At 58.6% G+C, this 21,152-nt stretch carries 23 protein-coding genes; 9 read left to right on the forward strand and 14 right to left on the reverse strand.

The window, feature by feature from the left end:
* Positions 1–77 precede the first annotated feature (77 nt).
* From QF010_RS12760 to QF010_RS12775, 4 genes are read left to right on the forward strand one after another with little or no spacing between them, the layout of a single operon-like run.
* Positions 78–827, forward strand: a complete 750-nt coding sequence (locus QF010_RS12760; RefSeq protein ID WP_429533235.1) for a lysozyme inhibitor LprI family protein — start codon at positions 78–80, stop codon at positions 825–827.
* A 43-nt stretch (positions 828–870) separates the two neighbouring features.
* Positions 871–1,296, forward strand: a complete 426-nt coding sequence (locus tag QF010_RS12765) for a hypothetical protein (protein ID WP_429533236.1) — start codon at positions 871–873, stop codon at positions 1,294–1,296.
* Positions 1,297–1,305: 9 nt separating this feature from the next.
* A complete protein-coding gene (locus QF010_RS12770; protein ID WP_429533237.1) occupies positions 1,306–1,752 on the forward strand; it encodes an XAC2610-related protein in 447 nt (148 codons plus the stop codon).
* Between the two features lie 36 nt (positions 1,753–1,788).
* Positions 1,789–3,162 (forward strand): lysozyme inhibitor LprI family protein, encoded by a 1,374-nt coding sequence (locus tag QF010_RS12775; RefSeq protein WP_429533238.1) that lies wholly within the window; start codon positions 1,789–1,791, stop codon positions 3,160–3,162.
* Positions 3,163–3,234: 72 nt separating this feature from the next.
* Here QF010_RS12775 and QF010_RS12780 read toward each other — a convergent pair whose 3' ends face one another.
* Entirely contained in the window at positions 3,235–3,618 is a 384-nt protein-coding gene (locus QF010_RS12780; protein ID WP_429533239.1) for a DUF6124 family protein, read from the reverse strand.
* 561 nt (positions 3,619–4,179) lie between these two features.
* Here QF010_RS12780 and QF010_RS12785 point away from each other — a divergent pair.
* Positions 4,180–4,569, forward strand: coding sequence for a hypothetical protein (locus QF010_RS12785; protein WP_008030620.1), 390 nt, complete (start codon positions 4,180–4,182; stop codon positions 4,567–4,569).
* A gap of 251 nt (positions 4,570–4,820) precedes the next feature.
* On the opposite strand, the gene QF010_RS12790 is transcribed toward QF010_RS12785, so the two are convergent.
* From QF010_RS12790 to exbB, 6 genes are all read right to left on the reverse strand, one after another.
* Positions 4,821–6,221, reverse strand: coding sequence for an aminoacyl-tRNA deacylase and HDOD domain-containing protein (locus QF010_RS12790; RefSeq protein ID WP_429533240.1), 1,401 nt, complete (start codon positions 6,219–6,221; stop codon positions 4,821–4,823).
* Between the two features lie 78 nt (positions 6,222–6,299).
* Entirely contained in the window at positions 6,300–8,375 is a 2,076-nt protein-coding gene (gene recG, locus QF010_RS12795) for an ATP-dependent DNA helicase RecG (protein ID WP_033059336.1), read from the reverse strand.
* Positions 8,376–8,384: 9 nt separating this feature from the next.
* Complete coding sequence (locus QF010_RS12800) at positions 8,385–9,314, reverse strand: hydrogen peroxide-inducible genes activator (protein ID WP_008150125.1); 930 nt, start codon at positions 9,312–9,314, stop codon at positions 8,385–8,387.
* A gap of 160 nt (positions 9,315–9,474) precedes the next feature.
* Positions 9,475–10,221 (reverse strand): energy transducer TonB family protein, encoded by a 747-nt coding sequence (locus tag QF010_RS12805; RefSeq protein WP_429511569.1) that lies wholly within the window; start codon positions 10,219–10,221, stop codon positions 9,475–9,477.
* Positions 10,218–10,646, reverse strand: coding sequence for a TonB system transport protein ExbD (gene exbD / locus QF010_RS12810; protein WP_008150131.1), 429 nt, complete (start codon positions 10,644–10,646; stop codon positions 10,218–10,220). Before exbD ends, QF010_RS12805 begins: the two co-directional genes overlap by 4 nt.
* A 6-nt stretch (positions 10,647–10,652) precedes the next feature.
* Entirely contained in the window at positions 10,653–11,627 is a 975-nt protein-coding gene (gene exbB / locus QF010_RS12815; RefSeq protein ID WP_429511570.1) for a tonB-system energizer ExbB, read from the reverse strand.
* A gap of 189 nt (positions 11,628–11,816) precedes the next feature.
* Here exbB and QF010_RS12820 point away from each other — a divergent pair, with 189 nt between their 5' ends.
* Positions 11,817–12,674: an SDR family oxidoreductase gene (locus tag QF010_RS12820; protein WP_033059340.1), complete on the forward strand. Its 858-nt coding sequence runs from the start codon at positions 11,817–11,819 to the stop codon at positions 12,672–12,674.
* A gap of 52 nt (positions 12,675–12,726) precedes the next feature.
* Here the strand turns inward: QF010_RS12820 and QF010_RS12825 are convergent, their stop codons facing one another.
* The 6 genes from QF010_RS12825 to QF010_RS12850 form a co-directional block, all read right to left on the reverse strand.
* Complete coding sequence (locus tag QF010_RS12825; RefSeq protein WP_429511571.1) at positions 12,727–13,467, reverse strand: hypothetical protein; 741 nt, start codon at positions 13,465–13,467, stop codon at positions 12,727–12,729.
* A 55-nt stretch (positions 13,468–13,522) separates the two neighbouring features.
* The gene (locus QF010_RS12830) at positions 13,523–13,903 is read right to left on the reverse strand and encodes a RidA family protein (protein ID WP_003229509.1); all 381 of its coding nucleotides are present in this window, start codon (positions 13,901–13,903) and stop codon (positions 13,523–13,525) included.
* Between the two features lie 24 nt (positions 13,904–13,927).
* Complete coding sequence (spoT, locus tag QF010_RS12835) at positions 13,928–16,033, reverse strand: bifunctional GTP diphosphokinase/guanosine-3',5'-bis pyrophosphate 3'-pyrophosphohydrolase (RefSeq protein WP_033059343.1); 2,106 nt, start codon at positions 16,031–16,033, stop codon at positions 13,928–13,930.
* 56 nt (positions 16,034–16,089) lie between these two features.
* On the reverse strand, positions 16,090–16,353 hold the full coding sequence (gene rpoZ, locus QF010_RS12840) for a DNA-directed RNA polymerase subunit omega (RefSeq protein ID WP_007894670.1): 264 nt from the start codon (positions 16,351–16,353) through the stop codon (positions 16,090–16,092).
* A 167-nt stretch (positions 16,354–16,520) separates the two neighbouring features.
* Positions 16,521–17,141, reverse strand: a complete 621-nt coding sequence (gene gmk, locus QF010_RS12845) for a guanylate kinase (protein WP_033059345.1) — start codon at positions 17,139–17,141, stop codon at positions 16,521–16,523.
* A 12-nt stretch (positions 17,142–17,153) separates the two neighbouring features.
* Positions 17,154–18,017, reverse strand: coding sequence for a YicC/YloC family endoribonuclease (locus tag QF010_RS12850; RefSeq protein ID WP_429511572.1), 864 nt, complete (start codon positions 18,015–18,017; stop codon positions 17,154–17,156).
* 269 nt (positions 18,018–18,286) lie between these two features.
* Here QF010_RS12850 and rph point away from each other — a divergent pair, with 269 nt between their 5' ends.
* Both rph and QF010_RS12860 read left to right on the forward strand, forming a co-directional pair.
* Positions 18,287–19,009: a ribonuclease PH gene (gene rph / locus QF010_RS12855; protein ID WP_010465211.1), complete on the forward strand. Its 723-nt coding sequence runs from the start codon at positions 18,287–18,289 to the stop codon at positions 19,007–19,009.
* Positions 19,010–19,037: 28 nt separating this feature from the next.
* Positions 19,038–19,406 (forward strand): DUF4870 domain-containing protein, encoded by a 369-nt coding sequence (locus QF010_RS12860; RefSeq protein ID WP_046053852.1) that lies wholly within the window; start codon positions 19,038–19,040, stop codon positions 19,404–19,406.
* A gap of 177 nt (positions 19,407–19,583) precedes the next feature.
* On the opposite strand, the gene QF010_RS12865 is transcribed toward QF010_RS12860, so the two are convergent.
* Positions 19,584–20,363, reverse strand: a complete 780-nt coding sequence (locus tag QF010_RS12865) for a catabolite repression control protein Crc (protein ID WP_007934608.1) — start codon at positions 20,361–20,363, stop codon at positions 19,584–19,586.
* Between the two features lie 82 nt (positions 20,364–20,445).
* Here QF010_RS12865 and pyrE point away from each other — a divergent pair, with 82 nt between their 5' ends.
* On the forward strand, positions 20,446–21,090 hold the full coding sequence (gene pyrE / locus QF010_RS12870) for an orotate phosphoribosyltransferase (protein WP_007934609.1): 645 nt from the start codon (positions 20,446–20,448) through the stop codon (positions 21,088–21,090).
* Positions 21,091–21,152: the final 62 nt, after the last annotated feature.

Here is a 21,152-nt window from a genome sequence, read left to right on the forward strand (position 1 = left end):
GTGGGTTTGTTTGCGATAAGTAAAGTGGTCCGCTTTTCCGCTAGTTTGTTATTGTATATTGCTCAGGTTGTTAGGGAATGAAGATTTTAAAGTTCAGCTTCGTTATTTTGTTTGCGTTGCTACCATCCATCGTCAAAGCAGAAGGCACGATGATTGCGACCGTGCTTCAAGCCGATTTTTCAAAAGATCCAGAAATACGGCTGCTTGTCAGGGTTGTAGATGTAGGTTTCGGGTCAGACTCGCCCTCTATGGCAGTTCGTAACCAATGCTTGGAGAGGGTGAAGTCGTCTGATCGTCCCGGCCCGGACCCATGTTTCTCGATTGAGATAACTGAGAGCAAGAAACAGCGGACAATTATCCGACAAGCGCTAATCAATGATCCTCAGCGCGCAACTGATCCTATCTATCTGGCGATTGTTTACCGCTCGGAAGTTAGTGCGAGCGATCCCACAAATCACCATGGGCGATCAGCATTGCTGAGAGTCGAAGAAAACGGCTTCTACAATTGGAATAATGAGACTAAGCAGGCGTTAGCGGACGTGGTATTGCCATCCTCACCCGATGGAGTGCTTAATGTGGTGCTTATCGATGCCGATGCGCTACTCAACTCCGTGTATCGGGATCGTATGACTCGCTTAAACGAAAGCGCACAGAAAGGGTTGAGAGATACCCAGAGAGCCTGGATGAAATTTCGGGATGCGGAATGCCTAATGGACGCGAAGTTGTATACAACGATATTCGGTGAGTTTCCTGATACATGTTTAATACGCGCGACGATAGAGCGAGCCCGCCAACTGGCTATGGCGCCGCACAAGAGTAAGAGCTGAGACATAAGTCTGAAATCTAGTAGGTTTATGGGGTTTGCTAAGTATGAAACGGTTGTCTTTTACCTTTTTGGCGTTATTCCCTTTCGCCGCACACAGCGAAGTCACCGCCCAGACCCTCTGCTTCGAACTCTCACAATCCAGCCCAGTAAAGTTCGAATTCCGTACCTTCTACGACCATTCCAGCAAGTGGTCGGGTGGCTTCGTCAAGTACGCCAAGTCGAACGTCCCCATTTCCCTTGTGTTGACAGATTCTCAGAGTGAAATACTCGACCCAGAGGCGCCTTGGCAGCACACCATGATCTGGTCTGAAGTCGTGGACGGTAAGGTCACGGGAACCTATGAAGGGGTGACGCAAGGGGCGCAGATCGTCTCGATGCTGTACACGAAGAAGTCCAGTGGCAAGGAGTACAGCTTCGTGATTAACACCAGTATCGACTCTTCTTTGGAAGCTGGATGTAAGTGGGAATAGGACGAGCACATGCGATTCAAATATCTAGCCCTATCATGGCTCGGCCTGCTGTGGACGGCACCAGTGTTTGCTGAAGTAATTACATTCAGCCCAACCAAAAACGTCGAAGCGACGCTCGTGTTGGAAGGTTCCATGCTAACAGTCACCGTTAAAAACGAGGCCCATAACGATTCCCGGACAATTGATTTTCAAGCTGAAAATGACCTGCATGTGCAGATCAACGATTTCAATTTCGACGGTGTGAAGGATTTCGCGGTCTCGCAAATCGATGACGGTATGGGCACTTTAGATTACTACAGGATTTTTGTTTACCAACCAAATTCCAGCAGCTTTGAGGAGTTGCAGCCAGATTGCGGCGATGGTTTTGTCAATCTTCGTATAGAGAGAAAACGTAAAGCGTTGATCAGTACTTGCTGGGAAATGAATGTTCCAAAGCAATGCGTGACTCGCTTTTAGAAGCGTAGAACCTGAACGAATCAAGGATTGAACATAGTGAAACGCTTTTTCTTAGGAGTTGTTGGTGCGCTGGCATACCAAGCCGTTCTGACAGTTCCAACCGCACTAGCCCAAGATGAATGCGGCGAAATTACTGCAAGTCAACAAATTGATAAGTGTTCGGATGTGGCCAAAAACGCTGCCGACTCACTGTTGAATACCAGTTATCACCAACTGATGGCGCGACTCGAAACTCAGTACCTGGCCGACCCCGACGCGGGGGCGGCGTATACAGCGAAGGTCAAGGAAGCGCAGCGGGTGTGGATAAAATTGCGGGACGCGAATTGTCCGCTCGAGGCGTTTGAGATAAAGCCCGGTACTTCTGCTTACTTAACGACTGTGAATAATTGCATCGCAAGAATGAGCCACGAGCGCTCGGCTTTTTTGGACAAGATCGCACCCGATATTTTAAGTGGGGGGACCGTGAGAAGCGGGTCAGATAACTCTTGCCCATCCAAAGACTTTGCTCAGTTTTTGCCAGCGTTTTCCGCCAATGCCGAGTCTCAAAAGCGTCTAACCGCATTGGCGGTGAAGATACTGGTGTTGAAGCGAACCGATGATCCTGGTCGATTTGAACCTCTCATCACTGCGGCGGTAGGCCCGAGCTTGGACTTTCCTTTGATGGCCGCAACAGGGGAGAGCAAGACGGAAGGGGTTGAGATCGAGCGTGTAGACGACAATCACATGAACGTTGTGGATAAACGGGCAGGCAACAGCAATATCAAGATTTTTAACTTTTCTAAAAAGCCGTGCTGGGCGCTTGTGGGTGTTGAAGACTGGTCGATTAGCGAGAAAGAGCTTGTCGCATCCAGTAAGCCCGGAATGAGCCGCGCGGAGAGTTTCTGTTATCAACGTGCAGAAGGGTTGGGTGGGTTAGGGGCGCTTGAACAATACCGGCTGACTAAGGAGCTGCATGAAGCGGCCCTGGAAAACTATGTATGTGCTGCAGAGTCGGGTGATCCACAGGCGAGTCTGTCGGCGGCAGGCTTGAGTCTTTCGCAGATGGCACCTCAGTTGGAAACGAGCAAGCTTGAAGCTCTGTTTAAAGCGGCGGCGACGACACTGCCGGGTGGGGCATTGGGTCTCTCTTTTTTTTACTGTAATGGCAACTCCACCGACTATGACGGCCCCTGCCAACACCCTGAGCAGGCAGAAAGGGAGATTATTCGTGCGGTTTCCATGGGGTCTACAGATGCGATGAACACTCTGGGTTCCTATTTTGAGAGTGGCGACTTAGGAACAAAGGATATGTCCCGGGCGCTGGCCTGTTATCAATTGTCAGCTGATAAAGGTAATCAGCAGGGTATCAACAACATAGGGCGCTTGGGATCGCAAGGCACAGAATCGATCAAGGCAAGTCACTGCATCTGATGCTCCAAGAGCGGATGTGACCAATGCATCTGAATGAAAGAAGGGGACGTTTAGTCCCCTTCGTGGTTTCTACTACACCTTCGCCCGATGCTCCGCCGGATCCGGCGAATCAATATGGTCCAGAGCTCGCTCCACTAACAGATGCACACCGACCGCCATTCTGCTGAGTGCCAGTGCGACGGAGCGGCGTGAGCCTTCTACGCTGTCGGCCAGGTCGGCGGCGATGGCGCTGATGGACAGCAGGTCTTCCGAGGCGTTGGCCAGGACGGTTTCGGTGTGGAGGTCGGGAGCGACGATGAAGAGGTCGCCATTGCGACGTTTAGGTTTTTTATCCGTAGGTGTGCCGAGGTGAAGATCTAGGGCGCGCTCGGCGGCTTCGTGGAGTTTTTTTGAATCTAAGGATTCGTAGGGGGATGTGTCTTCGTGTTCGGGGGGGTTAGGTGTTGGCTTGATCATAGGAGTAATACCGAGATTTAGGAGCTAACACCGTTTCGCTTGCTTCGAAGGAGGTGGCAGCTGTGCATAGGTGTGCAAGACCGACTCGGTAAACCGGCAGACCCGAAGGTCTCCCACACACAGCTGCCATAACAATTCGCGAGCATAAGAAAACGCTCGATGAATAGCCATAACCGATTGCATGCCGAGGCGGACTTGCACGTCCGTGTCACCGATTTTGCGGCGACCACCAGAGACTATCGGTGATACCTACGACTGCCTAGTTCACGGACAGCCCGGCGTGTTGAAGGAAATGTCCGAGAGGTTTGAGGGGATCAAGATCAAAAGATCGCAGCCTTCGGCAGCTCCTACAGATTGTGTTTCTTCGGGTGTAGGGAAGGTGACGCGGACGTCACGGGATGCATTCCTTTGCTGCGTGTGGGAACGATCAGGTTGGCGTGACTTGGTAGTCATTGGCGTCAAAAAGCACCGCATCTTCTTCTAACGCAACCAGACAGTGGCGTTCTCGCTTGAAGCCGCTACACTGCGCCGGCCGTTCATTTTCCTTTTGAGGCTGTGCGCATGAAATTTCGTTTTCTTCTGTGGATGCTGGGTTTGTTGATGGGTAAGGCCAGTCGGACTAATCCTGCGTTTCAGCAGCAGTTGGGTGACAAGGAATTGGTGTTTCAGCTACAGACCCTGGACGGGAAAGTGGCGCGGCATTTCTTTGTGAAGGATCAGCGAATTACCAGCAAGTCCGGCGTGTATGCCGAGCCGGCGTTTGCGATTGCCTTTAAAGACGCGGCGTATGGCTTTGCCACGATGCAGGCGAAGAACAAGCAGTTGGCGTTTATGACGGGGATTCAGGACAAGTCGATTCAGATCAAGGGCAACCCGGCGCTGGTGATCTGGTTCCAGGGGTTGACCAAGTATTTGAAGCCGCGGAAGGCTAAGGCTAAAGCCAAGGTTTGATTCGAGTGATTGAACCTGTGGCGAGGGAGCTTGCTCCCGCTGGGCTGCGAAGCGGCCCTAGAGCCTGAGACCTCGGTTGTATCTGACACACCGTGTCGGCTGGGTTGCGACTGCTGCGCAGTCGAGCGGGAGCAAGCTCCCTCGCCACAGGGGTTGTGGTGATTCAGTTGGATCGGGGTGGATTTTTCGCGAGCAGGCTCGCTCCCACAGGGTTTTGGCGATCCCTTGTGGGAGCCTGCTCGCGAATGCTTTTAGGGCTGGCTGAATTGCGAAGCCAGTTCCCGCAGCAACACCTCAGCCTCAAGCACTTTGCTGACGACATCGTTGGCTTTGTCGCGGCTCAGTCCAAGGCGCTCCAGCAATGCGTCAGGGATGTCCTCGTCGGGGCCGGAGCCGATGCCGCGACTGCGCAGCAAACGCACAGCCAGGCACACGAGGTTTGGGTACTCGGCGTAATCGCCGTCGTAGCTTGGGTCGTGTTGGAAGCGCAGTGCGGTGGCCAGTTCTTCGGGCATGTCCCAGTAGCGCATCAGCCACGAGCCGATCTGTTCACGGCTGATGCCTAGCAAGTGTTGTTCGACGTAGCTGTGGCAGAGGTGCGGGTTGACTTCGAGGTGGCGGCAGATCAGCGAGAAGTGCGGCGGGAAGACGTGGGCCAGCAGCAAGTAGCCGAAGTTGTGCAGCAGGCCGGCGAGGTAGGTCAGGCCGGCTTCCGGGCGCTGGGCGCGCGGCATGGCGCGGGTCAGGCCTTCGATGACGGCGGCGGTGTAGATCGATTGTTGCCAGTACGGCGTGGTGTGTTGCGGGTGGTCTTTTGGCAGGCTCAGGGTTTTGCCCAGGGCCAGGCCCAGCGCCAGGTTGATCACCAGGTCGAAACCCAGCACCCGGACGATGGCGTCTTCCACTGAACGAATCTTGCCCGGCGACGCGTAATACGGCGACGCCGCCCAGCTCACGACTTGTGCGGCCAGGGCCGGGTCGGTTTCGACGACGCCGGTGATGTCGTCGATGGTGGCGTTGGGGTCGACGCGCAGTTTGATGATTTTCTGCGCGGTCTCGGCCAGCGGCGGAATCTCGATGGTCTCTTCCAGGCGTTGCTGGATGCGCCGCGCGGTGAACGCTTGAACGGCCTGGGTGATTTCCTCGCGGTCATCGTGGGGGCGGTCGAGGTTCGGGCGAATGCTGGTCAGCGCTTCGCCGAAGTTGGCGGCACTGGCTTTGGTCAGCATGGTCTTGAAGTCTTCGCTGGTGATCTCCAGCAAGACGCCCGGCTCGCCCGAGTTGATCAGCAACTTCGGCTCGCGCAGCATGCATTCTTCATACAGGCACGGTGAACTGGTGAGCGCCGGCATGCCAGGCAGCAGGCTCAGGTTGTGTTTGCCGAGCATTTTTACCAGGCGTTCGGTGGACACGGCGGTGAGGCGGCGGCCGGTCAGTTCGGCGAGGCGATTGAGGTCCAGCAATTGGCTCTGCGGGAACAGCACCATGAGCGTGCTCACGGCGTCATCAAGCAGAACAGCCTGCACTTTGCGTGCGGCGTTCAGGCCGTGATGGTCGAGGACTTCTTCGTAGGCGATACCCAGTTTGCCCAGCATCAGCCGAATAACCGACGGAGCGTGCGGGGTGGCGGGTGCGAGGGCAACTTCGGTCATGGTCTGTATCCGTTTTAAAACAATGGCAGGAGTATAACCAGCTTGCTCAGAACGGTGGTTCAGAAACTGCGACGGTGCTCACACTTGGCCGTATTGCTGCCCATGACGTAGCCAGCGGTCGAGCAGCGGGCTGACGTGATCCGGCCAGCGCTCCAGCAGCGCCTGGGCGGCGTCGCGCACAGCGGGCAGCAGATCGGCGTCGCGCATCAGGTCAGCGACCTTGAATTGCAGCAGGCCGGTCTGACGCGTGCCGAGCATTTCGCCGGGGCCGCGCAGCTCGAGGTCTTTTTCGGCGATGACAAAACCGTCGTTGGTTTCACGCATGATGCCCAGGCGCTGACGACCGATCTGTGACAGCGGCGGATGGTAAAGCAGCACGCAATGGCTGGCTGCACTGCCTCGACCCACGCGACCGCGCAACTGGTGCAATTGCGCAAGCCCGAGGCGTTCGGGGTTTTCGATGATCATCAGGCTGGCGTTGGGCACGTCGACGCCGACTTCAATCACCGTGGTGGCGACCAGCAGTTGCAGGTTGCCGGCCTTGAACTCGGCCATGACGGCGGCTTTCTCGACGGGCTTCATGCGGCCGTGGATCAGCCCGACCTTCAACTCGCCGAGGGCGGCGGTGAGGTCTTCGTAAGTGGTTTCGGCAGCCTGGCAGGTCAGCTCTTCCGACTCTTCAATCAGCGTGCACACCCAATAGGCCTGACGCCCTTCAGCGCAGGCGCCGCGCACCCGCTCGATGACTTCGACGCGCCGGGTATCGGTGATCAGCACGGTGTTCACCGGAGTCCGGCCGGGCGGCAGTTCGTCGAGGATCGAGGTGTCGAGGTCGGCGTAGGCGCTCATGGCCAGCGTCCGGGGAATCGGTGTCGCGGTCATGATCAGCTGGTGCGGACACATCCGCCCGCCGACACCTTTCTGCCGCAGGGCCAGCCGTTGCTGCACGCCGAAGCGGTGCTGTTCGTCGATGATCGCCAGTGCGAGGTTTTTGAACTGCACTTCGTCCTGGAACAGCGCGTGGGTGCCGACCACCATAGATGCGCCGTTGGCAATCTGCTCCAGTGCGGCCACGCGGTTCTTGCCTTTTAGCTTCCCGGCCAGCCACGCGACTTCGATGCCCAGCGGCTCGAGCCAGCGCTTGAAGGTGATGAAGTGCTGCTCGGCGAGAATCTCGGTGGGCGCCATCAGCGCCACTTGATAGCCGGCCTCCAAGGCCTGGAGTGCGGCGAGGGCAGCGACCACGGTTTTGCCCGCGCCGACGTCGCCCTGAATCAGCCGCAACATGGGCTCGTGCTGACTGAGGTCGTAGGCGATTTCGTTACCGACCCGTTGCTGAGCGCCGGTCGGAGTGAAACCGAGGTTGGCCAGATACTGGGCCGGCAGCCGGGTGGCTTTCGGCATCGCCGGCGCGCGCAGGGAACGCATGCTCTCGCGCAGGCGCTGCTGGGACAGTTGATGGGTCAGCAGTTCTTCAAAGGCTAGACGGTGCTGCGCCCAGTGATGACCGAGGGCGAGTTCGTCGACGTCGGCATCGGCGGGCGGGTGGTGCAGGTAGCGGATCGCATCGGCCAGCGGCGCCAGTTGATAGTCCCGCGCCAGTTCGTTCGGCAACCAGTCAGGCAGGCTGGTGGGGCCGAGCATCGTCAGGGTCTGCATGCACAACTGGCGCAAGCGCTGTTGGGTCAGGCCTTCGGTGAGCGGGTAAACCGGGGTCAGGGTTTCGTCCACTGGCGGCGGCTCGTCGCCGGTGATGGCGCGGTATTCCGGGTGGTAGATCTCCAGCCCCGACGCACCGGGCCGCGCTTCGCCGTAGCAGCGAATCCGCGTGCCGCGTTTGAGGCCTTCTTTCTGGGCGTTGCTGAAATGGTAGAAACGCAGGCTGAGCCCGCCGGTGCCGTCCTGCAGGCGTACCACCAGGCTGCGGCGGCGGCCCATGACCACATCGGCGCCGCTGACGGTGCCTTCGATCACGGCGTCTTGCCCGGGTCGCAAATGGCCGATCGGGACCACGCGAGTGCGGTCCTGATAACGCAACGGCAGGTGAAAAAGCACGTCCTGGAGATTCTCCAGGCCGACCTTGGCCAACTTCTCGGCCATGGCTTCACCGACACCCTTGAGTGCCGTCACCGACACTTGCGACAACTCGGTCATGGCAGCGACTTAGGCCGCAACGACCGGTGCTTGCGGCTTGGCCACCGAGCACAGGCGAATGGAGTCAGCAAGGATTTCAATCGCCTTTGGCCGCGGGAAGCTCGCGCGCCAGGCGATGGCCACGGTGCGGAACGGCACCGGAGGCGTCAGTGGGCGCACTTCGATCACGCCGGGAGCGTAGTGATGGCTGTCGACTGCCGACAGCGGCAGGATCGAGATGCCGAGACCGGACGCAACCATGTGGCGGATGGTTTCCAGGGAGCTGGATTCCACCGTGGTGTGCTTGGCGCCGTCGTTCCCTTTGGCCAGGGTCGGGCAGGCTTCCAGCACTTGATCGCGGAAGCAGTGGCCTTCGCCGAGCAGCAGCAGGCTCTTGTCGTTGAGCAGGGCGGCGTCGATGGATTCTTTTTGGGTCCACGGGTGCTGGGCCGGCATCAGGACGTAGAACGGCTCGTCGTAGAGTTGCAGGGTCAGCACATCGGCTTCGTTGAACGGCAGGGCGATGATGATCGCGTCGAGTTCGCCGTTGCGCAGTTTGTCGCGCAGCACGTGGGTGAAGTTTTCTTCGATGTACAACGGCATCTGCGGGGCGACCCGGTGCAGTTGTGGAATCAGGTGCGGAAACAGGTACGGGCCGACGGTGTAGATGGCGCCAACTTTCAGCGGGGCGGTCAGCTGGTTCTTGCCGGCCTGGGCCAGTTCGCGGATGCCTTGGGCCTGTTCCAGCACTTTCTGCGCCTGGGCGACAATGCCTTCGCCGACCGGGGTCAGGCGCACGGCACTCTTGCTGCGCTCGAAAATCAGCACACCGAGTTCGTCTTCAAGCTTTTTCACGCCCACCGACAGGGTCGGCTGGCTGACATGGCAACGCTCAGCCGCGTGGCCGAAGTGCTGCTCTTGGGCGAGGGTAACGATGTAGCGTAATTCTGTAAGAGTCATAGCAAGCGTCCATGAAGTTGCGAGCCAAGCATACCGGCTGCAATCGATAGACGCACGTTATCAGACTGAGTGCGTTGAGTGACACAGGGCAAAGCAGGTTTGCCGCGGGCGGATATGCAAAAGACACCTTTCGGTGCCTTTTGCAGTGTTGCGACGGGTCTCAGCGCCGGCGTTTTTCCAGCGAGTAAACAAACGGTGCAACGATTTCGATGGTCCCGTTGGTCAACATGTCGGCCGGTGGCTTTGGCAGCGGTTGGGCGCGGCGGATTATTTCCAGGGTGGCCCGGTCCAGATCGGGCTTGCCGGAGCCGCCCACCAGTTCGAATGACAACACGTTACCTTCAGCATCCACCACGAAGCGCAGGCGGTTCATGCCTTCCTTGTTCCGCATCTGTGCACTGGCGTACTTTTTGTACTTGGCCAGGTGCGCAAGCAATTCGCCTTGCCAACTGGCCTTGGCGGCTTGTTGCGCGGCAGATGGCCCGGGTGCCGGTTGTGCGGATTTCTCCGTCGGTGCCTGAGTCGGTTGGGCGTCGCTCGGCTTTTCCTCGGACGGCTTCTCTTTAGGCGGTTCCGGCTTTTTTTCCACAGGCTTGGGCGGTTGAGGCTTTGGCTTGGGTTTGACCGGCTTCGGCACCGCAATCTCGGCCTTCGGCACTTCAGCCAGCTTCGGTATCGGCAGTTCTTCCACTGGGGCGGGTGGCTGTGGCGGCGTTATAACCTTCGGCGGTGCCGGCGGTGGCGGGGCCGGAACCGGCGCCAACTCGACCATCATCGCCTGTGGCGGCAGCTCGATCGGTGGGCGCGACGTCCAGTTCAGCGCTAGCGCAATGGCCAGCGCATGGACGCCCAGCACTACGGCCAGGCTCCCGCTATAACGCGTCAGCTTTTGGCGCGTCGTGATCATTTCTTGACTGCCGTCTCGAGTCCGACCAGACCCACCTTCAGGTAACCGGCAGAGCGCAGGTTGTCCATCACGCTCATCAGGTCGCCGTAATCCACGCCTTTATCGGCCTGGAAGAAGATCGTCGTGTCTTTCTTGCCTTTGGTCCTGGCGTCGAGGGTGGCGCCGAGTGCTTCGGCCTTCACTTCGTCTTCGCCGAGGAACAGGCGTTGGTCAGCCTTGACGCTGAGGAACACCGGTTTCTCTGGCCGTGGCGCCGGTTTGGCGCTGGAAGCGGGCAGGTCGACCTTGATGTCCACGGTAGCGAGCGGGGCCGCGACCATGAAGATGATCAACAGCACCAGCATCACGTCGATGAACGGTGTGACGTTGATTTCGTGATTCTCGGCCAGATCGTCGTCTGCGCCTTCTTTCAAATGCAAGCCCATGGCTGATTACCCTACTTTGACCATGTGGGGTTGCGCAGAGCGCTCGGTGGTCGGCAGGTGATCGAGGTCACGGCTGACCAGCAGCAGGACTTCAGCCGAGGCATCGGATACTTGCGCCTTGTAACCGGCAATGGAGCGGGCAAAGACGTTGTAGATCACTACGGCTGGAATCGCTGCAACCAGACCCAGTGCGGTTGCCAGCAGGGCTTCGGCGATGCCGGGAGCCACGACGGCGAGGTTGGTGGTCTGGGTTTTGGCAATGCCGATGAAGCTGTTCATGATGCCCCACACGGTGCCGAACAAACCTACGAACGGCGCAGTGGAGCCGATGGTGGCGAGCACGCCGGTGCCGCTGCTCATGTTGCGACCGCAGGCTGCAACCAGACGCTCAAGGCGGAAGGCGACGCGTTCCTTGATGCCTTCTTTCTCGCGGCTGTTGACCGACAAACGCATCTCTTCCAGGGCGTCATGCACCAGCAGATTGGCGAGGGTGCCTTGCTTGGTGGCTGTCACACTGGCTTCTTTGAGTGTGGTGGCTTTTTTCAGGTGGACGATTTCGGTGCGCAGACGACGCTTGGCGCCCATCAGCTCGAAACCCTTGGCGATCCAGATGGTCCAGGTGATGATCGAGGCGATGGCCAGACCGATCATCACGATTTTCACGATGATGTCGGCGTTCTGGTACATGCCCCACGGCGACAGGTCGTGGGCCATGCCCAGAGTGTTGTCGGCTTCGAGGACTTCCGGAACGTCATCGGCGGTGGTGTCTACGGCTTGGGCCGGGTCGGTCGCAGCCGGGGTAACGGCCGGTGCGGCGTGATCGGCAGGAGTTGGAGCAACAGTAGTTGCCGGAGCGGCTGGCGCTTGTGCGTCAGCGAAAGCGGCGGTCGGCGCCAGCATCAGGCTGAGCAGCAGGGCGGCCACTGCGCTCCAGGCGCGAGGTCGTTTGGTTGGCGAAGCGGGGAATTGATTGCGTGTCATGCTGGCCGGACCTGAGAAAGAAAAACGGTAAATGCTCTTCCAGGCCTCGTGAGGCCGAGAACAAAAGTGGCTGGCATTATTGCAATTAATTCTTGTTAACAAAAGTAATAGCGTCTCTTTTTTTCCTCCATTACTAGCCGCTCATCCATTTCGGGCGCTAGTCTGTACCTTTCTTGAGGGAGTTTTCTGATGTCCGCGCCTTCTGTTTTGATCGCCGGCTGCGGTGATGTCGGCAGTCGTCTGGCTACGCAATTGGTCGCTTGCGGGTGGGAGGTTCATGGCCTGAGGCGTGACGTTTCTCGCCTGCCCGAGGGGGTCATTGGCGTTGCCGGTGACTTGTTCAATGAAGACTGTCCGGCGACCTGGCCAGTCGGTGCGGTGGATTACCTGGTGTATTGCGCGGCCGCCACCGATCACGATGAAGCCGGTTATCGCGCGGCTTATGTGCAGGGCTTGCAGCATGTGTTGGAGTGGCTGAACGACTACGGTCAGGTGCCCAATCGCCTGCTGTTTGTTTCCAGCAGCAGTGTGTATGGCCAGCAGGATGGCGAGTGGGTTGATGAGACTTCGCCGACCATTGCGGCAGGCTTTTCAGGTCGATTGATGCTGGAGGCTGAGCAAGTGGCACTCCAAAGCGGCATTCCGGCCAGCATCGTACGCTTGACCGGCATTTACGGACCGGGTCGCGAACGGCTGCTGACGCAGGTTCGTCAGGGTTATCGCGTGGCGATTGATCCGCCGTTGTATGGCAACCGTATTCACGCCGACGATGCGGCGGGGTTGATGGCGTTTCTGCTTGAGGCTGATCGACGCGGTGTGGCGCTGGATGACGTCTACATCGGCGTGGACGATGCGCCTGCGCCGCTGGCCGAAGTGGTGGGCTGGTTGCGTGAGTATCTGGGCGTGACCGAATGGGCCGAAGACGCGAGCGTGCGTCGCACGGGCAGTAAGCAATGCAGCAATGCTCGGGCGAAAGCCTTGGGCTGGACGCCGAAGTACCCAAGCTATCGCGAAGGTTATGCGGCGATCCTTGAAGGGCGCAGCTGACTTAATCTGCGAGCCAAAGAAAAAGGAGCCCTTGGGCTCCTTTTTTGCTGGATCACTGCTTCTCGAGCAACCACTTGCGATCACCCGGGGTGAATTGCGGCATTTCATCCGCCTGTGCGGTGTTCACTGCCTGGAGGATTTCCAGTTCCTTGCCCTTGCGCGCAAAGATCCAGGTGTTGCCCTGGCCATTCGCTTGCAGCCACATGTTGTCGTGACCGCCGCTCATCGACGCGCAATCGCCCGCCAGACACAAGGCATAACGATCCGCGCCCGGCAGGCCGGCAACCTGTCCGTCAGGCTGGAATTGCACGGTATTGCCTTCGCCGGGACCGCTGACGACTTTCCAGCTGCCGCCCATGTAGGCCGAATACAGTGCGCGTTCGAAACTGGCACCCATCGGCGCGCCGTCCGGCACCGTAACCTGCGCGCGATGGAAGACTTGCTCCGGCTCATTGTCGCTGGCGACTTGGCTCAGTTGCTTGCCATCACGCTTCAGCGCGCTGGCGGAGCTGCCATAAAAGTCGACTTTCCAGGCGCCGGACTCTTCGCCCAACAGCTTGCCGTCGACATTTTCAAAACCATTGGTGTAGCGGGCCTGACCGGCCTTGGTGTTGACGTCCCATTCCAGGTTCGGGCCATAGGCCTGGAGCGCTTCGCGCAGGGGGCCGCCTTTGGCTGCAGCATCGATCGCCACCTGATTGATCCAGGTGCCGCTGATGTCGCGATCGGCAGGGTTGCTGGCACAACCGCCCAAGAGTAGGGCGACCAGCGAGAGAGCTAGCGCATGGCGCATGGTGGAATCCTTTCAAGACAGAATCGGCGCAGCCTTTGGGGCTGCGCCGGACGCATTACTCGATGACCAGAATGGCATCCATTTCAACCTGCGAACCCTTTGGCAGGGCTGCTACGCCGATGGCGGCGCGGGCTGGGTAAGGCTGATCGAAGTACTTGCCCATGATCTCGTTGACCTTGGCGAAGTGGCTCAGGTCGGTGAGGAAGATGTTCAGTTTGACGATGTCCTTGAACGAACCGCCAGCGGCTTCAGCCACGGCTTTGAGGTTCTCGAACACCTGGACGGTCTGGGCTTCGAAGCCTTCAACCAGTTCCATGGTTTTTGGGTCCAGAGGAATTTGACCCGACATGTAAACGGTGTTGCCAGCCTTGATCGCCTGGGAGTAAGTGCCGATGGCGGCCGGGGCCTTGTCGCTGGTGATAACAGTCTTGGTCATGAATGACTCCTTGTAATAGTGGGCTTAGGCGCGCATGCGAGTGATGCGAATCACCCCGGTCAAGGCGCGGAGTTTCTTGATCACGCGGGCCAGGTGCACGCGGTCGTGCACGCTGACCACCAGTTGGACCACGCTGATGCGACCATCGCGTTCGTCCATGCTGATTTTTTCGATATTGCCGTCGGCCGCGTTGACGCTGCTGGCCAGCAGAGCGATCAGGCCGCGCTGGTGTTCCAGCTCGACGCGCAGCTCGACATTGAATTCGCCGGTGACATCCTTGGCCCACGAGAGCTGGATGCATTTTTCCGGGTTGTGGCGGATTTCGCTGATGTTGCGGCAGTTGTCCAGGTGCACGACCATGCCTTTGCCCGCGGACAAGTGGCCGACAATCGGGTCGCCCGGGATCGGTGTGCAGCACTTGGCGTAACTGAGCACCAGGCCTTCGGTACCGCGAATGGCCAGTGGACCTTCCGCACTTGGCAGCTGTTCGCCTTCGCCGAGCAGGCGGCGGGCGACCACGTAAGCCATGCGATTGCCCAGGCCGATGTCTTCAAGCAGGTCTTCGATCAGTTCGAGTCGGTACTCGGTGAGCATCGCCTTGACGCGCTCGGCTGCGACTTTCTCCAGCGAGCTGTCGAAGCCATTCAGCACTTTATTCAGCAGGCGCTCGCCGAGGCTAATGGACTCGGAGCGGCGTTGCAGTTTCAGCGCATGGCGGATGTGAGTCCGCGCCTTGCCGGTGACCACGAAGTTGAGCCACGCCGGATTCGGTCGCGCGCCTGGGGCGCTGACGATCTCGACCGTGGAGCCGCTTTGCAGCGGTTCGGACAGCGGTGCGAGACGACGATTGATCCGACAGGCAATGCAGCTGTTGCCCACATCGGTGTGCACCGCATAAGCGAAATCGACCGCCGTGGAGCCTTTGGGCAGCTCCATGATCCGGCCTTTGGGCGTGAACACGTAGACCTCGTCCGGGAACAGGTCGATCTTCACGCTCTCGATGAATTCCAGCGAGTTGCCGGCCCGTTGCTGCATCTCCAGCACGCCTTTGACCCACTGGCGGGCGCGGGCGTGAGTGCCTTTTGGCTGCTCGTCGCCGCTGGATTTGTACAGCCAATGGGCGGCGATGCCATTGTTGGCCATCTCTTCCATTTCACGGGTGCGGATCTGAATCTCGATCGGTACACCGTGCATGCCGAACAGCGTGGTGTGCAGCGACTGGTAGCCGTTGGCCTTGGGAATCGCGATGTAATCCTTGAAGCGCCCCGGCAACGGTTTGTACAAATTATGCACAGCACCCAGCACGCGGTAGCAGGTATCGACCTTGTCGACGATGATCCGGAACGCATAGACGTCCATAATCTCGTTGAAGGCCCGACGCTTGCCGCGCATTTTCTTGTAGATGCCGTAAAGGTGTTTCTGACGACCGCTGACCTCGCCCTGAATGCCGTCGATGGCCAGGCAGTGGCTGAGTGATTCTTCGATCTTGTTGACGATTTCCTTGCGGTTGCCCCGGGCGCGTTTGACCGCTTGGTTGATCCGTGCGGAACGCATCGGGTGCATCGCCTTGAAGCCGAGGTCTTCGAATTCTATGCGGATGGCGTGCATGCCCAGCCGGTTGGCGATGGGCGCATAGATTTCCAGGGTTTCCTTGGCGATCCGTCGGCGTTTTTCGCCGGACAGGACTTCCAGGGTCCGCATGTTGTGCAGGCGGTCAGCCAGTTTGACCAGGATCACGCGAATGTCGCGGGCCATGGCCATGGCCATTTTCTGGAAGTTTTCGGCCTGGGCTTCGGCTTTGGTCTCGAAGTTCATCTGGGTCAGTTTGCTGACCCCGTCGACCAGTTCGGCCACGGTTTCGCCGAATTGCGCTTGCAGCGCTTCCTTGGCAATACCGGTGTCTTCGATCACGTCATGCAGCATCGCCGCCATCAGGCTCTGATGGTCCATGTGCATGTCGGCAAGAATATTCGCAACCGCGAGTGGGTGCGTGACGTACGCCTCACCGCTACGGCGGCGTTGGCCGTCGTGGGCTTGTTCGGCGTAGAAGTACGCTCGGCGGACCAGGTTGACCTGGTCCTTGCCGAGGTAGGTCGATAAGCGATCGGCGAGGGCGTCTATGCTCGGCATGATGAAACCTGCCGTTCGCTGTGACCCCGCGCCGTGCTACGTCGACCAGGCATGGCTTAGACTGCCTCGTTGGACTCGTCCTCGAACGCTGCGAACAGCGGTTCGTCTTCGACGATTTCAGCGTTGGCGATGAACTCGTAGCTCATCAGGCCTTCAGCGATTTCACGCAAGGCTACAACGGTAGGCTTGTCGTTTTCCCACTGAACCAGTGGCTCTTTGCCGCCGGTGGCCAGTTGACGGGCACGCTTGGTAGACAGCATGACCAGCTCAAAGCGGTTTTCCACGTGGTTTAGGCAATCTTCAACGGTTACGCGGGCCATGGTATTCCTCGGAGCGAATGCAATATGCGCGCTGCCCGGTTGGGCGAGCGGACTCAACAGTTTAAAAAATCACCAGCGATTAGGGAAGCGCTGATTTTTTGACCAAGCCCTTCAACGCGCTGCAAGTGCCAATGTAAAGCCCTTGCAACGGTTTTGGGAAGAGCTGTTTAGCCGAGCAATTCGGCCAAAAGTTTTCCGTTACGCTGCTGCTGGCGCTTCTGATGCAGCTGATTGGCACGGAAAATCGCCTGCAAATCGCGCAGTGCGTGGGCGAAATCGTCGTTGATGATCAGGTAATCATAGTCGACGTAGTGACTCATCTCGCTGACGGCTTCGCGCATCCGGCCATCGATGATCTCGTCACTGTCCTGGCCGCGATTGGTCAGGCGCTGGTGCAAGGCTTGAAGGGACGGCGGCAGAATGAAGATCGAACGGGCCTGGGGCATCAACTTGCGCACTTGCTCGGCGCCCTGCCAGTCGATTTCTAGAATCAGGTCGTGGCCTTCGTCCAGGGTCTGCTGCAGGTGGCTTTGCGAAGTGCCATAGAGATTGCCGAACACTTCGGCGCGCTCGAGAAAATCCCCATGCTCGATCATCTTCACGAACTCGCTGCGTTCGACGAAGTGATAGTTCACGCCGTTCACTTCACCGGGGCGCATGGCGCGGGTGGTGTGGGAGACGGAGACGCGGATCTCCTGATCAGCGTCGGTCAGGGCCTTGACCAGGCTGCTCTTGCCCGCGCCCGAAGGTGCGGAAATGATGTACAGGGTGCCGGTGCTGTGGGTCATGTCAGGGTTGCCTTACTCAATATTCTGCACTTGTTCGCGCATCTGCTCGATCAACACTTTGAGGTTGACCGCCGCTTGGGTGCTGCGCGGGTCGAAGGCTTTGGAGCCCAGTGTGTTGGCTTCGCGGTTGAGCTCTTGCATCAGGAAGTCCAGGCGCCGACCGGCAGCGCCACCGGATTTGAGCACCCGGCGAACTTCGATGATGTGAGTGCTCAGGCGATCCAGTTCTTCGGCGACGTCGCTCTTTTGCGCGAGCATGACCATTTCCTGCTCCAGCCGCTGCGGGTCCATCTCGGCCTTCATGTCGGCAAAGCGGTCGAGCACTTTCTGGCGCTGGGTGGCGAGCATCTGCGGGACCAGCTCACGCAGGGTCACCACGTCTTCTTCAATGGAGGTCAGGCGATCGTTGATCAACCGCGCCAGCTCCGCGCCTTCGCGCTCGCGGCCGGCCTTGAGTTCTTTCAGGCCTTCGTTGAACAGCGCCAGTGCTTCTGCATTCAAGGCTTGCGGGTCGGTCGCATCGCCCACCAGCACGCCGGGCCAGGCCAGGACTTCCAGCGGGTTCAGCGCGGCCGGATTTTTAATCAGGCTGGCGATAGACTCGGCGGCGGCGACCAATTGAGCCGCGCGCTCGCGGTCCACTTGCAGTGGTTTGTCGGTATTTTCTTCGGTGAAGCGCAGGGTGCATTCGAGCTTGCCCCGGGAGATTCCCTGGCGCAGTGCTTCGCGGACCGCGCCTTCGAGGTCGCGAAAGGACTCCGGCAGACGCAGGTGCGGCTCCAGGTAGCGGCTGTTGACCGAGCGCAGTTCCCAGCTCAGGGTGCCTTGGGCGCCGGCTTTTTCGACGCGGGCAAAGGCGGTCATGCTGTGCACCATGGAGGTACCTCGCAATGCAGGTTCATGCGTTACCAAAGGTTTCGCAGGCCTGATCTATATGAATTTAAGCCCAGAGGCAGCAAAGGCGCAGGATTGTAGCGCAGTGGGGCGAATGCGCCCAAACACACGGTGTGACAAAGGGCTGCAGGTCGTCGGCAAAGCGCTGTTCAGGGCCTTCAGTCGTCGGGGGATTTTTTAGAAGTGCCCACTCGTGGCCCTGCGGCTCTATAATGCTCCGCAGATTTCCGTCCCCCGTACAGGTATTCCCTATGAAACGTCCAAGTGGTCGCGCTGCCGATCAGCTCCGCTCGATCCGCATAACCCGCAACTACACCAAACACGCCGAGGGATCTGTACTGGTCGAGTTCGGTGATACCAAAGTCATCTGCACCGTCAGCGTCGAGAACGGCGTACCGCGTTTCCTCAAAGGTCAGGGCCAAGGCTGGTTGACCGCCGAATACGGCATGCTGCCGCGCGCCACTGGCGAGCGTAACCAGCGTGAAGCGAGCCGCGGCAAACAAGGCGGCCGCACCCTGGAAATCCAGCGCCTGATCGGCCGTTCCCTGCGCGCTTCGCTGGACATGTCCAAGCTGGGCGACGTTACCCTGTACGTCGACTGCGACGTGATCCAGGCTGACGGCGGCACCCGCACCGCGTCCATCACTGGCGCCATGGTTGCACTGGTCGATGCCTTGAAAGTGATCAAGAAGCGCGGCGGCCTGAAAGGCGGCGACCCGCTGAAACAAATGATTGCTGCCGTATCGGTGGGTATGTACCAGGGCGAGCCGGTACTCGACCTCGACTACCTGGAAGACTCGGCTGCCGAGACTGACCTGAACGTGGTGATGACCAGCACTGGCGGCTTCATCGAAGTCCAGGGCACTGCCGAAGGCGCTCCGTTCCAGCCGGAAGAACTGAACGCTATGCTTGAATTGGCGAAGAAAGGCATGACTGAAATCTTCGAACTGCAAAAGGCGGCACTGGCCGACTGATCGGACTGATCCAGGCAAGGAGGGCGTTATGAGTGACGAGCAACAGCTGCTTCCCACACCGAGCAAAGAGGTTCGGCAGTGGGCAATGTTTTGTCACCTGTCCGCCTTGCTGGGGATCTGGATTCCGTTCGGCACGCTGATCGGCCCGCTGATTCTCTGGCAGATGAAGCGCGAGATGGACCCGTTCATCGATGCGCAGGGCAAGGAGGCGTTGAACTTTCAGATCACCGTCGCCATTGCCTCCGCCATCTGCTTGCTGTTGATGGTGGTGATCGTCGGGTTCTTCCTGTTCGGTCTGTTGGCGATCGGTGCGCTGGTGCTGACGATCATTGCCGGCGTGAAGGCCAATGAAGGGGTGCCTTACCGGTATCCGTTCACTTGGCGGTTGATCAAATAAGCCGTACACAAAACCCGGTAGGAGTGAGCCTGCTCGCGATGAGGCCTCCACATTCAACATCAATGTGACAGGTCTACCGCTATTGCGAGCAGGCTCACTCCTACAAAAAGCCAAAAATCATCACCCACAAAAAAGCCGACAGTTGATGTCGGCTTTTTTGTGTGTGCGAAAAGACGCTTAGATGGTCAGCGTCCAGTCGTAATCCACGATCAGTGGTGCATGTTGCGAGAACCGTGGCTGACGCGGCAAGCGTGCGCTACGTACAAAGCGACGCAGGCCCGGAGTCAGCAGCTGATAGTCGAAACGCCAACCGAGGTTGAGCATTTCAGCCTGTTCGTTATCCGGCCACCAGCTGTACTGGTCACCTTCACGGCTGACTTCGCGCAGGGCATCGACATAGCCCATGTTGCCGACAATCTCGTCCATCCAGGCACGTTCAGGTGCCAGGAAGCCCGGGGATTGCTGGCTGTCACGCCAGTTCTTGATATCCAGCTTCTGTTGCGCCACGTACAGCGAGCCACAATAAATGTACTCGCGACGTTTGCGTCGCTGTTTATCCAGATAACGGGCGAAATCGTCCATTAGCTTGAACTTCTGGTTCAAGTCTTCATCGCCGTTCTGCCCCGAAGGGAGCAGCAAGGTCGCGATGCTGACCTTATCGAAATCGGCTTGCAGGTAGCGCCCGTAGCGGTCGGCTGTCTCGAAGCCGAGACCGCTGATGACTGCCTTCGGTTGCAGCCGCGAATACAAAGCCACGCCACCTTGGGCGGGAACTTCGGCTTCGCAGGCATAAAGGAAGTAGCCATCCAGTTGGAAGGCTGGATCGTCCAGTTCAAAGGCGGAGGCGCGGGTGTCCTGCAGGCAGATGACGTCGGCATTCTGTGCTTGCAGCCAACTGAGCAACCCTCGCTCCACTGCAGCCTGAATACCATTGACGTTCACACTGATGATCCGCATAAATGGCCCCAAAAATCGCGTGCGTGTATGATACACGGCGTCAACCTAATTAGCTAAATCCGTGGTATTTGGGGTTTTTTTCATGCAAGCGTATCAGCGCGATTTCATTCGTTTTGCCATCGATCGCGGCGTTTTGCGCTTCGGCGAGTTCACCCTGAAGTCCGGGCGCACCAGTCCTTACTTCTTTAATGCCGGCCTGTTCAACTCGGGTTCGGCCCTGGCGCAGCTGGGTCGTTTCTACGCGGCAGCCATCGTCGAGAGCGGTATTTCGTTCGACGTTTTGTTCGGTCCAGCCTACAAAGGCATCCCTTTGGCGGCGACCACCGCAGTGGCCCTGGCCGAACATCATGACCGTGATTTGCCATGGTGCTTCAACCGCAAGGAAGCCAAGGCTCACGGCGAAGGCGGCAGTCTGGTCGGCGCACCGTTGACTGGCGACGTGCTGATCATCGACGACGTGATCACCGCTGGCACTGCCATCCGCGAGGTGATGCAGATCATCGCTTCCCAGGACGGTGCGAAGGCTGCGGGCGTGCTGATCGCCCTGAACCGTCAGGAGCGTGGCAACGGCGAGTTGTCGGCGATCCAGGAAGTGGAGCGTGACTTCGGTATTCCGGTGATCAGCATTGTCTCGCTGAACCAGGTGCTCGAATTCCTGGCGGACGATCCGCAGCTCAAGCAACACCTGCCAGCGGTTGAAGCTTACCGCGCACAGTTCGGCGTTTAACGAAAAGGCCCTGTGAGAACAGGGCCTTTTTGTTAGTGCTGTCTCGTCCTGAAATAGGTATC

Origin of the sequence: Pseudomonas silensiensis (assembly GCF_050434865.1) — a bacterium.
In the GTDB taxonomy this organism is placed as follows: Bacteria; Pseudomonadota; Gammaproteobacteria; order Pseudomonadales; family Pseudomonadaceae; genus Aquipseudomonas; species Aquipseudomonas fluorescens_W.